Genomic DNA, 12,574 nt, shown 5'->3' on the forward strand with positions numbered 1-12,574 from the left:
ATGACCTAGCGCAGTCAGATATTATATGTCAACAACTTATATTATAAGTAAGAGCGAACTTGTCTGAGAATGCTGCGGTATCGCATCTGGCTTCCCTTCAAATGCCGCCGCATTGCCGACCGTGCAGCCTCTTCATCGCCATTGGAAATGGCCTCGATGATCTGGGAGTGTTCATCATGAATACGCGCGATATAATCGGCAGAATTCGTATCTGACTGGGACTGTAAAGCCGCACGCGGAATAACACCGCTACCAATCATCGTCAGAAACTCGCGAAAGCGAGGATTGTTGGCCGCATCAGCAATCGCCAGATGCAATGCGAAATCCGCCTCCGCTGTCGGCTGTCCAGCTTCCAGGCAAGTGAGTACTTGCCGATGGCAATTAATGATAGCCTCTTCCTGCTGGGGAGAGCGACGCAGTGCTGCAAGTCCTGCAGCCTCTACTTCTACGCCTGTGCGCAGCTCGAGCAGCTCAATAACCGATGAAACTCGGTCATAATCGAGGTTGTGAAATGGCAGGGTTTCAGCGGATTGCGCCTCAAGCACAAAAACCCCGGCTCCCTGCCGGGCTTCGACGAGCCCGTCGGCACGCAGGGCGGCCACCGCCTCGCGAATAACCGTGCGGCTAACCCCATAGGCTTCAGTCAGCTTTGCTTCGCTAGGCAGTTTCATTCCCGGCTTGAACTCACCGGACTGGATCAGTTTTTTTAGCTCGCCACTGACTTTGACAACGAGATTGCCCGCAGGACGGGCGGATGTTTCATTGCTTCTTGTTGCCATCATCGCGGTCCTGCACATTGTTTTCCGTAATCCTGTGGTAGCAGGCCCGCGGAGCGCTCACAAGTCAGGTGATACGAGTTATCGGTGTTATCGTCTATTTCTTCGCAATTTGTATGACAAGTTAAAGGCACCTCATGCAAACGCCGATCTGCGTGAAACAGATCGGCGTTTTTGTTTCAAAAGGCAGCGCTGGCTCAAGGCCAAGCCGCACCTGATCATTTCTTGGATTTGAATTCCTTTTGATAGACTTCGTCAGCCATGGTCCGCAATGCGCGCCCGATGGCTGCATATTCATACTCGTTGAGATTGGCGAGCGATGCGCGGCCAGCCGGTTGCTGCGTGCCAAATCCTGTACCCGGCAAGAGAACGATGCCGGTTTCATCAGCAATCCGGAACAACAGCTCGGTCGGCGATATGTTCTTCTTCACCCAGGCTGCAAACTCGTCTCCATAGAGACGGCGCGCAATGTCTTCCAGATCGAGCAAGGTGTAGTAATCGACTTCATTGCTATCGGTTTGCGGCGGAAGGCCCAGTTCGCGATACAGCGCTGCCTCACGATTACGGATGAGCTTCTTCAGTTCGGCCTTATAGGCATCCTTTTCATCCATCAGACCGAACAGGGAGAACAAAACCATCTGGACCTGCTGCGGCGTGGAAAGACCTGCAGTGTGGTTGAGGGCGACGGTGCGGCTATCCGCGACAAGACGGTCAATGAATTTCAGCTTTGAAACATTGGGCACCAGCGATGAATAACGCTGATCCAGTTCCTTTTTCGCCGAACCCGGCAAGTCTTTCAGCTTTGCATCCAGAACATTTTCCTTCTGCATGGCGATTGCACCCAGACGCCAGCCGGTCGCACCAAAATATTTCGAGAACGAATAAACGAGCATCGTGTTGTACGGGCATATTGCGAAGATCGATTTGAAATCGTCAGCGAATGTCCCGTAAACATCATCGGTCAGGATGATGAGGTCGGGGCGCTTTTCCTTGACGATTTTGGCGATCTGGTCCAGCCCGCGTTGATCCACCTTCACCGATGGCGGGTTGCTCGGATTGATCAGGAAGAACACCTTGACCGATTTATCGAGCAGCTTGTTCAGCTCGGCCTCTGGATATTGCCAACCCTGTTTAGGGTCCGCGTTGATATGCACCTCTTTGAGCCGATAATTATTCAGTTCCGGAATTTCGATATAGGGCGTGAAAGCGGGCATGCCTATAGCAACCGTATCGCCTTCTGTAAGAATCTTGTTCTGCTTCAGCGTATCGAAAATATAGGTCATGGCGGCGGTTCCGCCTTCGACCGCAAACAGATCGACCTTATCGGAGCTCATATAGCCGCCGATCATTTCCCGGACGAGATAGTGTTTCACAATCTCTTCGCTGATTTTCAGCATGCGCGGCGGAACCGGATAGTTACAACCGAGAATGCCCTCCACCATTTCGTGCAGATATTCGGACGGCGAAAGCCCGAGCTGATCGCGCACGTAGGAAAGCGAACGTCCGAGGAACTGAACACCGGGCTGATCGCTATTGTCGGAAATAAAACGCTGGAACCGGCCTTCAATGCCTTCAATCTTCGGAAGTCCACCAACACCCGTTGAGAGATAGGAATAAGACAATTCTGCTTCTGCAACGGCAAACAGGCCCAGACGCAGAAATGCCCGGCGCGGTATAGTGGCCAGGAAATTCGGATTGCCACGACCGGCATTGAGCATGGCATGGTTTGCTTTGCTGGAAGCGAGTTCGATAAGGGCATCCTTCAGCTCAAACGGGCTCAGCTTGGCATATTTGCTATATTCATTCTTCGCCATGATCTATTCCTCAGGAAAACGCGACTACCAGTGGCCCGAGCAAGGTCAGGAACACGTTGGCAAGTGCATAGGTGATTGCGAAAGGGGTGGTTGGTATCGAGTTACCGGCTTTGTCCAATATCTCGCCAAAGGCCGGGTTTGCGCTGCGCGAACCGGACAGCGCACCGGCAAAGACGGCTACGTTGTCGTATTTGAGAACATAGCGGCCAAACAGCATGGTAATGATGAGCGGGAGAATGGTCACGACAACGCCGATCAGGAAAATCGACAGGCCGCTGCTGACGATCGTCTGAACCGCTTGCAACCCCGACTGGAGACCAACAACGGCCACGAAACCGGCAAGACCGAGATCGCGGAGAAGCGTCGAAGCTGCGGTTGGCATATTGCCGATAGCCATGTTGCGACTACGATACCAGCCGAACAGCAGACCTGACAAAAGGGCCCCGCCCCCGCTTCCGAGCGTCAACGGAATGGAGCCCAGACGAATGACAGCGAGACCGATCAAAAGACCGACAGCAATTCCAAGACCATGGAAGACAAAATCCGTCTTGTCGCTGACAACGATAACCGGCCCGATAGAGCTGGCAACACGCTGCAAGTCCTGATCCGTTCCGTAAAGGGAAACGACGTCCCCAGCAGCAATAACGGTGTCGGCTTTGAGTGGAAGTGGCTTATCGGCTCGCTTGACGCCGATCACGTAAATGCCGTGACGAAGTTCCGAGCTGATATGCTGCTTGATGTCTGCGACTGACTTGCCGACGAACTCCGGAGCGGTGATCGTCACATCCCGTATAGCGACGATCACATCCATGCCATCGGATGATTGCAGCTCGGAGCCAACTTCATTGCCCAATGTAACAACACCAGTACGGCGCCCTACAATCAGCACGATATCGTTGGCTTCCAGCTTCAAATCCGGTGACACACCGATGATCTTGTTTGCGCGTTTGACGCGCTCGACCGTGATGGAGTTGTCGATTGAGGTCTTGGCCTCGATTTCAGCGACGGTTTTTCCGGCAGCCTTGTCCACCTGATAAATACGCCCGACAAGGTCAGGCGCAGCTTCCTGCTCATTGGGGCCGAGCAACCTTATACCGGCCAAGAGTTCCGCTTCAGCCTTGATAGCGTCGTCACGAATGGTCCGTCCCATGAATTTCGGCAACAGATTGACGCAAACGAGGATCGCGCCAAAAGAACCGAAAATATAGGTAACCGCGTACCCCACCGCGACATTGGCCTGCAATCGCTGAACTTCGTCGGCGGCAAGGCCAAGTTTCGAAATCGCCGAACTGGCGGTGCCAATGATGGCTGACTGTGTCAGGCCCCCTGCGGCAATGCCGGCTGCAAGACCTTTGTCGAGGCCGAATATTCGCGCCAGGACAACAACCGTCACCAATCCGCTGATGGCCAGCACTGCGGCCATCGCAATCTCGCGAAGAGATTGACGCCCAAGCGACCGAAAGAATTGCGGCCCGCTTTCAAAACCGACGGCATAAATGAAAAGGGCGAAGAGCACAGCCTTCACCCCATTATCTATGTGAACACCCACCTGGCTGATCACAACTGCCACGAGCAGCGAGCCAGCCACGCCACCCAGCTGGAACTTCCCAAAATGTATTTTTCCCAGCGCGTAGCCACCAGCCAGAGATAGAAATAATGCTATCTCCGGTGCCTGCTCAAATACGGACTGAAGCCACTGCATACTGCCCTCCAAGCCACAATCGGACAGGTAAGGAGAGTAGGGCGCAGTTGCTTTAAGGCAAGCAAAGTCGCCAAGAAAAATTAGAGTGCTATAAAATAAGCATACACGATGGCTAATCTCGATAGTTCTACGAGATTAAGGAAGAAATCTTTCGCAAGCTAACCATCAGAATAACGCACCCTGCTCCGAAAAGAACCAGCTGCAATAGTTGTCGCGTTACAACCCGCGAGATGACCGCGGCGAACGGTCACCAAAGCTGCTCACATGCTTATACATAGCAGCGACAGCTACTCGTTAATTTCAGGCACAACCAGCTTGGTGAGTTTGTGAAGCGAGTCTTGCCAGCCCAGATAGCAGGCTTCCGCAGGAATAATGTCCGGCACGCCTTCCTGTGTGATGGTGACTTCCGTTCCGACAGAAACGGCTTTCAGAACAACCGTAACCTTCATCTCACCCGGCAGGTTCGCATCGTCGAACTTATCCGTATAGACAAGACGCTCACCGGGAACGAATTCGAGATATGTCCCGCCAAAGCCGTGGCCATGGCCCGTCGTGAAATTGCGAAACGACATTTTATGACTGCCGCCAACCTTCGCATCCAGTTCGTGAACGGTGCAAAGATATCCATAGGGTGGCAACCAGCTCGCTATTGCGTCTGGCTCGATAAATGCCCGGAAAATCTTTTCAGGCTTTGCGGCAATGACACAATGCAGGCGAATTGTACTCGGCATGACTTCCTCCCATTGCTTGATTACTCCCGCTCGTGGATGACAACATTCCCGTTTCCGTCATCCACCACAGGGACCGCATCAAGTCCGTCCAGCCCGGCCGACAGACAGGTGCCGCTCTCGGCGTCGAACATCGCATCGTGAGCTGTGCAGAGGAGACGCGTACCATCGGGCGAGAGTATCTCGTCTGACCGGTAGTTTAATGGGAGATATTGATGCGGACAAGCATTGACGAAACCGCGCACGATTCCGTCCCGCCTGATAAGAAGAAGTGGAAACTCCTTCCCGTCGCTACGCAGGACCAAACATTTTGTATGTCCGTCGGCTACGTCTGCCGACGGACATAGAACCGTACCGCTCTCAGGTGCTCCGGAATACGAGCGCCACGCTTCACTCATGCACGATTGCCAGCCAGTTGGGCGCTCTTGGATTTCGGCTGCACATTGCCCAACACACCGCGCTGGATCTGATCTTCCTCAATGGACTCGAACAAGGCCTTGAAATTGCCCTCGCCAAAGCCGTCATCGCCCTTTCGTTGAATAAACTCGAAGAAGATCGGCCCAATTACGGTCTTTGAGAAAATCTGCAGAAGGATGCGCGTTTCGCCACCGCCCAGAACACCTTCGCCATCGATGAGGATTCCACGCTTCTTCAACTTGTCGAGCGGCTCGTTGTGGTCTTTGACACGCGCCTTGGACTTTTCATAATAGACGTCTGGAGGACCGGGCATGAATTCCAGACCCTGCGCCGCAATTGCATCCGTGCCGCCATAAATATCATTGCTGGCGATTGCTATATGCTGGATGCCCTCGCCCTTATATGCGCGAAGATATTCTTCGATCTGGCTATGATCATCCGCACTTTCATTGATTGGAATGCGGATTTTCCCGTCAGGAGACGTCAGTGCGCGACTGGTCAGCCCGGTCATTTTCCCGGCAATATCGAAATAGCGGATCTCACGGAAGTTGAATGTGTCGTGGTAGAATTTGTACCAAGTGTTCATATTCCCGCGCACCACATTATGCGTGAGATGGTCGAGGTAGTAGAAGCCAAAACCCTCCGGTTTCGGGTCGACTTCGCCAAGCCATTTGAACTCGGCTGAATAGCACGAACCATCGTCGCCATATGTATCCACGAAGTAAAGTAGCGAGCCGCCAATGCCGATGACAGCGGGAACATCGAGCGACTTGCCGTCGCCGCGATATTCTTCCGCACCCAGTTCCACTGCACGCCGGAGCGCATGGCCGGCATCCACCACACGCCATGCCATGGCCGGCGCACAGGGGCCGTGGTCTGCAACAAACGCCGCGGCATGGCTGTTGGGCTCACGGTTCAGAAGATAATTGATATCGCCCTGACGGTAGAGAACAATGTCCTTCTTGCGATGTTTGGCGACAGGTCGAAACCCCATCTGGCGGAACAGAATGTCGAGCTTTTCGGGCTCGGGATGCGCGAATTCGACAAATTCAAAGCCATCCGTCCCGGCGGGATTTGCTTCGTTGATTTCGGCTTTCGGCGCGTCGTGCGGAAATGGTCCCATTTTGAATCCTCCTTATCGTGATTAAGAGGAATTCTATGAGAAGCATTGCGCGAAGTGCTTGCAATGTCGCGCGACCTCGGAGAAGATTTGCAAAAACTGTGAGCCTTAAGGACATTTCATGCACGAAATTACCCTGGATTCCTTTGATCGTGCAATTCTGCAAACATTGCAGCGGGATGCATCATTGACCAATGCCGAGCTTTCCGAACTCGTCAATCTGTCCCAATCCCAATGCTCGCGTCGCCGCACACGGTTGGAACAGGAAGGCATTATTCAAGGCTATTCTGCCCGTCTCGATGCCGCACGACTGGGGTACGGCCTGCGGGCTATCACACGCATCAATCTATCGACGCACAACGAACGCACTGATGAATCCTTTGTCAGCTTTCTCGCAAGACATGAAGAAGTGCGCGAAGCCTATTCGGTTTCGGGCGATGCGGATTATGTGCTGATCATCGTTGCAAAGGATCTTTCGGCCTTTGCTGATTTCATACATCTCGTATTGCTGCCGCACCCGCAGGTCGCCCGCGTGCAATCGGAAATCGCCTTGCGCACGATGAAGTCCGAAATTGGCCTGCCCATCGGCTAGACATGCCACGGCTGGCTGAGATCAGAGACATGCAGTCTAGGATTCACTCTCTATTCGCGCGAGCAGGTCGAGCAGCAAGGGGCGCAACCGGCGGATTTCTTCGCGGTGGGTCAGGCTCAGTTCGGCCAATATTCTTTCCGCCTCATCGGTCAGAGCGAGCACAGTTTGCCGTTTATCGTCCGTTCCCGGTAAACGTTTGAGAAGACCCAGTGCTTCCAGACGCGCGATCAATCCGCTGGCGCTATGCGGCTTCAAAACCAAACGTTCCGCAACATAACCGACCGTCGCCTTACCATCCGTTGCAGCACGAATGGCCAACAGCGCCTGATGCTGCTGCGGTGTCAGATTACACTCTCCGGCCTTGGTTTCACTGAAAGCCATGAAGTTTCGCAACGAATAGCGAAAATCCGCCAGCACCGCATAATCGTCATCAGTCATTTTTCTCGAAGCCATTTTTACCTTCTTGAATTATATCGCATTACGATATAATTCGCTTTCGATCTCATCAAGTCCGGAGCTATTATGTCCACGCCTTCAGCCATACCAAATCTTCCAAGATTGCGCGACCATACGACCGATCGCCGTATGTTGATGCTCGCGCTTGCAGCTATCGTGGTTGGCACAGGTGGCGCGTTCGGGGCATGGTTGTTGCTGAAACTCATTGCCCTTTCGACCAATCTTTTCTGGTTTGGCCGGTTTTCATTCGCCAGTACCGAAATCATCGCCAATCAACTGGGCTGGCTGGCGCTTGTCATACCCGTTATCGGTAGTCTCATTATCGGATTGATGGCGCGATATGGTTCGGAAAAAATCCGCGGTCACGGAATTCCGGAAGCGATTGAAGCGATCCTGTTTGGCGAAAGCCGTCTTTCGCTCAAAGTTGCGGTGTTGAAGCCGTTGTCTTCTGCAATCTCCATCGGCAGCGGTGGTCCGTTCGGTGCCGAGGGACCAATCATCATGACGGGCGGAGCCATCGGCTCTTTATTCGCACAGCTTTTTGAACTGAGTGCAGCGGAGCGCAAAACCCTGCTCGTCTCAGGCGCTACAGCAGGCATGACGGCGATATTCGGCACACCCATGGCAGCTATCCTGCTTGCATTGGAAGTATTGCTCTTCGAATGGAAGCCGCGCAGTTTCATACCCGTTGTTGTCACCGTTCTGGTCTCAACAGCCTGGCGGCCCTTTCTGATCAGTTCAGGACCGCTTTTCCCCTTCATGAGCATCGACGCCAGCGGTGGAATGCCTCTTTTGTTTGCGCTGATCCTCGGCGCTATTGTCGGCATCCAGAGCGTGTTGCTCTCAACCGGCCTTTATCGCATTGAAGACATGTTTCACCGGCTGCCGGTTCACTGGATGTGGTGGCCAGCTCTTGGCGCCATTGCGGTCGGTATCGGCGGATTGATTGATCCGCATGTCCTTGGTGCGGGCTATGCCAGCATTCAGCAATTGCTGGATGGCTCAATGACGCTGAAGGCAATTGCATTACTGCTGGTGGTCAAGGCGGCGGTCTGGCTGATCGCGCTGGGGTCTGGCACTTCCGGCGGTGTGCTTGCGCCGCTTCTTTTGCTCGGCGGCGCTCTGGGCGCATTGATTGGACAGTTTCTGCCCGGGGGCGCAGGTTTCTGGGCGATGATCGGCATGGCCGGGATATTGAGCGGCGCGATGAGGGCCCCGCTGACAAGTGCAATCTTTGCGGTTGAGCTTACAGGCCATTTTGCCGCCTTGCCCGAGACAATTGCTGCGTCGGCCTCCGCCTATGCCGTCAGCGTGCTCATTCTCAATCGTTCAATTCTGACGGAGAAAATTGCGCGTCGGGGACGGCACATCTTGCAGGAATATTCCGTGGACCCGTTTGCATTCCTTCAGGCCGCTCACGTGATGACACCCAGCCCCGAATGCCTGTCGGGCAAGCAGTCGATTGATGCCACAATTGCATTCTTCACCAAAGACGCGCGTCACAGAGCCTATCCGGTTCTGGACGATGACGGGCGCTTGCTCGGTCTCGTTTCACGATCAGAAGTCTTGCAATGGCAGGTTTCGGGCGCTCCGGTAGCAACCTCGCTTGCTGAAACGCTCTCCGATGCCTCGCAGCCAACTGCTTTTACATCAACGCCACTCGGTGAAGTTGCCGATCTTATGGTCATGAGCGGCATTCCACGCATCCCCATTCTCGACCCGCAATCCAATAAGGTGGTTGGCCTCGTCTCGCGGCAGGACCTGCTCAAAGCGCGCATTCAACACAGCAATGTCGAGATGGTTCGTACCCGCTGAGAATTGGCACCGAGTAATCGCTACCTGTAAATTTCTGGCTTGTAGCGACTACCCAAACGATATCGATCACCGGCATAGATCAGCTTGTTGACGGTCGCGACCGTATCTCTGGTCCATGTACGGCGGTCGAGATGAAGGCAAGCCGCATCGACCTCAATTTGCAGCAAAGCTGCAATGTGGGCATCGGCAGTAACGGCGGAGATCACCTGTTCGACTTCCGTCATCGGTGTGCTCTTTTGCAGATAATCGTAGGTCGTGATGGTGTGGAAATCCTGCAGCTCATAGTCCTGCACCAGTTGCGTATTGACGAAGCGTTCTTCCAACTGCACGGGCACATTGTTTTCGAAATGCACGATTATTGAATGCGCAACATCTATAGGGCTTTGCAGTTCAAAAGCATTCAACAGTGCTGCATCCGGCTGCACTATATCGAGTGCCACCACCTGCGCACGATGCGTGCCGCCACGCGCCGCGATTTCATTGGCAATGTTGACCACTTCGATCAATGTCGTTTCGGGCTTTGGTGGGGAAACGAAGGTGCCGACACCCTGAATACGTTTCAAAATACCCTGATCGGTGAGTTCGCGTAGCGCCCGATTGACGGTCATGCGGGAAATGCCGAGCGCATCGACAAGCTCATGTTCAGATGGCAGGCGAAAATTTCCAGGCCAACGTCCAGACCGGATATTTTCCAGAACCTGGGCTTTGACCTTTTCGTAAAGCGGCCCTGCTGTCTCGGGCAATTCCATCGCTGATGCGTGATCACTATCCGATTTGCCGGTAGAGCCCATGATTAAACTACGCTCCTATCCGTATGATCGTTTTCAGACCCTCGGCCTGCCCTGCAAGCAAGCGGTCGTAAGCTTCTGGTACGTCATCAAGCGAAATTTCTCGATCAATCAATTCGACAAGCGATGCTTCTAGTTCGGGGAGCAAGGCCGCGATTTCCGCAAGTTCATCCTGATAGGCATGGCAGCCGATCAGACTGATTTCACGTTCGACCAGAACATTCGGATCAAGCTCAATCTTGCCGTGCGAAATCCCGACGAGCGCCAGAGAACCGCCACCTGACAGGACGTCGATTATCGCATTCAAAACGGCTATATTGCCAGTCGCATCGATTGCGTAACGCAAAGTCTTTCCCGAAAGTGCCGCTTCCAACGCATTATTGTCGAGTTGAACACTGGTCGCGCCGGTTACCCTTGCAACAAGTTCTGCCCGCTGTTCATTACGGTCGCAGACCAGCACCGGCCCGTCGTGCAAGCGCGACAGCAACAGAGCGGCAAGCCCGCCAATCGGTCCGCAACCGACAACCAGAACCGCCTCGCCTGACGGCACACGCTGTTTGCGAATGGCGTGCAACGCAACCGAAAGCGGCTCGCCCATCGCGGCCACAACAGGGTTGATGTTGGCAGCATAGGGGACAAGCAAACGGGCAGGCAGCGCCGTCTCTTCGGCAAAGCCACCGTCACAGACTTCACCGATAAATCCAAGCGTGGAACAGACATTGTGCCGACCGCTCGCACAGGCCGGGCACTCGCCGCACCAATATCTGGAATCGGCGATCACCGTATCACCCGGCTTGAACCCGCTGACCCCGGCACCAATCTCGGTCACGACACCAGCAAATTCATGCCCCGCGACCGATGGCGAGCGGGTGATCCACTGTCCTGTCGAGAAGTTGTGCAGGTCAGAACCGCAAATTCCAGCCGCTGACACTTTCAGTCGAACCCAGCCCGGTTCAAGTGCCGCTGGCGGGTCGATATTCTCGACCCGCAAATCCTTGGCCGCATAAAGCCGAACCGCTTTCATGGAACCCACCTTGTTCAGAGATAGTCTTTACGGATTTCCGAAACGGCATTTTCATGAGAGGAAAAGCCCTCATAACGGGCAAGCGTGCGGGCGTGCTTGGCGAATTCCGGATAGGCGGAAGCCGTCACATAGCCGATGGAAGAGCGCTTCACGAAATCGGTGACGGAAAGCGGGCCATAGGTGCGCGCCCAGCGGCTAGTCGGTAGAACAGCATTGGGGCCAAGGCCGAAATTGCCGATAACGACTGGCGTATGCGGCCCCATCAGAATTTCGGCCGCCTCTGTGATGTGGCCAAGATGCGCAAACGGATCGGTCGAAAGCAGCTCCAGATGTTCCGGCGCGTAATCGTTGATAAAGCGATAGCTTTCCTCGACTGACGACGTCAGAACGATGCCGCCATATTTGCCGGTCAGCACAGTCTTGGAGAAGCCGACGCGCTGTTCCGTCATGCGTGCCCAATGATCGGGGAGAGCGGCAAGTGCTTCCTCAACCACGCGACGGCTATGCGTGACCAGCCAGGCTGATGAATCCGGGCCATGTTCGGCTTCGATCAGAAGGTCGAGCGCGGCAAGACCGCCCTTGACGGTATCGTCGGCAAAAATCACCGCTTCGGAAGGACCTGCGGGAAGACCCGGATCGATGACGCCACCCAGAAGGCGCTTTGCAGCGACAACCCACGGGCTGCCCGGACCAACGATCTTGAGCGCGGGCTTAACCGTCTCCGTGCCATAAGCAACCGCTGCAACAGCCTGTGCGCCGCCCACCTTATAGACAGTTTCCACACCAGCAAGACGTGCCGCGACAAGCGTTGCGGCATCAACCGAGCCATCCGGCGTCGGCGGGGTCACAATGGCCAGTTCCGGCACACCGGCGACGACAGCGGGAACGGCTGTCATCATGGTGACAGACGGAAATGCGCCTTTCCCGCGCGGAATATAAAGCGCCACAGAGCGGATCGGTGTGAAACGGTCACCAGCAAAAGCGCCAGGCCGCATTTCCTTCAGCCACATCGCTTCCGGCTTCTGCTCTTCGTGGAAATGACGGATATTGTCGATGCCAAACTGAATGGCTTCGATGACGTCTTTTTCGACCTTGTCGAAAGCCGCGTCAAACTCCGCCTCGGTTGCCTTGATATTCGCCGGATCAACGTCGGCCTTGTCCAGATCGCGCGCAAACCGCACCAGTGCAGCGTCGCCTTCCGTGCGCACCGCTTCGATGATCGGCTTTACTTTCTCGATAAAGCCGGAAAGATCTGTTTCCGAACGCTTCAGAAGCTCCGCACGTCCAGCATCATCCAGTTTTGCCAGTTCATGAAAGGTAACATCGGACATAGTCGGCTCCT

The 12,574-nt window shown here is 54.5% G+C and carries 12 protein-coding genes; 2 read left to right on the plus strand and 10 right to left on the minus strand.

What is annotated here, in order from left to right:
• Positions 1 to 41: 41 nt before the first annotated feature.
• The 6 genes from FHW00_RS12515 to hppD all read right to left on the minus strand — a co-directional run bounded on the left by FHW00_RS12515 (position 42) and on the right by hppD (position 6,560).
• Positions 42 to 782, minus strand: coding sequence for a FadR/GntR family transcriptional regulator (locus tag FHW00_RS12515; RefSeq protein ID WP_445557865.1), 741 nt, complete (start codon positions 780 to 782; stop codon positions 42 to 44).
• A gap of 212 nt (positions 783 to 994) precedes the next feature.
• Positions 995 to 2,590, minus strand: a complete 1,596-nt coding sequence (locus FHW00_RS12520) for a bifunctional aspartate transaminase/aspartate 4-decarboxylase (RefSeq protein WP_078337184.1) — start codon at positions 2,588 to 2,590, stop codon at positions 995 to 997.
• A gap of 10 nt (positions 2,591 to 2,600) precedes the next feature.
• Positions 2,601 to 4,292, minus strand: coding sequence for an aspartate-alanine antiporter (gene aspT, locus FHW00_RS12525; RefSeq protein ID WP_078337185.1), 1,692 nt, complete (start codon positions 4,290 to 4,292; stop codon positions 2,601 to 2,603).
• Between the two features lie 287 nt (positions 4,293 to 4,579).
• Positions 4,580 to 5,023 carry an SRPBCC family protein gene (locus tag FHW00_RS12530; protein ID WP_078337186.1) on the minus strand — a complete coding sequence of 148 codons (444 nt, stop codon included), beginning with the start codon at positions 5,021 to 5,023 and terminating at the stop codon, positions 4,580 to 4,582.
• A gap of 20 nt (positions 5,024 to 5,043) precedes the next feature.
• Positions 5,044 to 5,418, minus strand: coding sequence for a Rieske (2Fe-2S) protein (locus FHW00_RS12535; protein WP_078337187.1), 375 nt, complete (start codon positions 5,416 to 5,418; stop codon positions 5,044 to 5,046).
• The gene (gene hppD, locus FHW00_RS12540; RefSeq protein ID WP_078337188.1) at positions 5,415 to 6,560 is read right to left on the minus strand and encodes a 4-hydroxyphenylpyruvate dioxygenase; all 1,146 of its coding nucleotides are present in this window, start codon (positions 6,558 to 6,560) and stop codon (positions 5,415 to 5,417) included. The genes FHW00_RS12535 and hppD overlap by 4 nt, the downstream gene beginning before the upstream one ends.
• Before the next feature lie 118 nt (positions 6,561 to 6,678).
• Here hppD and FHW00_RS12545 point away from each other — a divergent pair, with 118 nt between their 5' ends.
• Complete coding sequence (locus FHW00_RS12545; protein WP_078337189.1) at positions 6,679 to 7,149, plus strand: Lrp/AsnC family transcriptional regulator; 471 nt, start codon at positions 6,679 to 6,681, stop codon at positions 7,147 to 7,149.
• A gap of 36 nt (positions 7,150 to 7,185) precedes the next feature.
• Here FHW00_RS12545 and FHW00_RS12550 read toward each other — a convergent pair whose 3' ends face one another.
• On the minus strand, positions 7,186 to 7,602 hold the full coding sequence (locus tag FHW00_RS12550; protein WP_445557866.1) for a MarR family winged helix-turn-helix transcriptional regulator: 417 nt from the start codon (positions 7,600 to 7,602) through the stop codon (positions 7,186 to 7,188).
• Positions 7,603 to 7,671: 69 nt separating this feature from the next.
• Here FHW00_RS12550 and FHW00_RS12555 point away from each other — a divergent pair, with 69 nt between their 5' ends.
• Positions 7,672 to 9,420 (plus strand): chloride channel protein, encoded by a 1,749-nt coding sequence (locus tag FHW00_RS12555; protein WP_210189464.1) that lies wholly within the window; start codon positions 7,672 to 7,674, stop codon positions 9,418 to 9,420.
• A 20-nt stretch (positions 9,421 to 9,440) separates the two neighbouring features.
• Here the strand turns inward: FHW00_RS12555 and hutC are convergent, their stop codons facing one another.
• Genes hutC through hisD form a run of 3 tightly spaced genes read right to left on the minus strand, consistent with a single transcriptional unit; the run spans position 9,441 to position 12,563 of the window.
• Positions 9,441 to 10,211, minus strand: a complete 771-nt coding sequence (gene hutC, locus FHW00_RS12560) for a histidine utilization repressor (protein WP_078337191.1) — start codon at positions 10,209 to 10,211, stop codon at positions 9,441 to 9,443.
• 7 nt (positions 10,212 to 10,218) lie between these two features.
• Positions 10,219 to 11,232: a zinc-dependent alcohol dehydrogenase gene (locus tag FHW00_RS12565; protein ID WP_078337192.1), complete on the minus strand. Its 1,014-nt coding sequence runs from the start codon at positions 11,230 to 11,232 to the stop codon at positions 10,219 to 10,221.
• A gap of 14 nt (positions 11,233 to 11,246) precedes the next feature.
• On the minus strand, positions 11,247 to 12,563 hold the full coding sequence (gene hisD / locus FHW00_RS12570; RefSeq protein WP_078337481.1) for a histidinol dehydrogenase: 1,317 nt from the start codon (positions 12,561 to 12,563) through the stop codon (positions 11,247 to 11,249).
• Positions 12,564 to 12,574: the final 11 nt, after the last annotated feature.

This window comes from Ochrobactrum sp. P6BSIII, assembly GCF_014138065.1.
Lineage (GTDB): Bacteria > Pseudomonadota > Alphaproteobacteria > Rhizobiales > Rhizobiaceae > Brucella.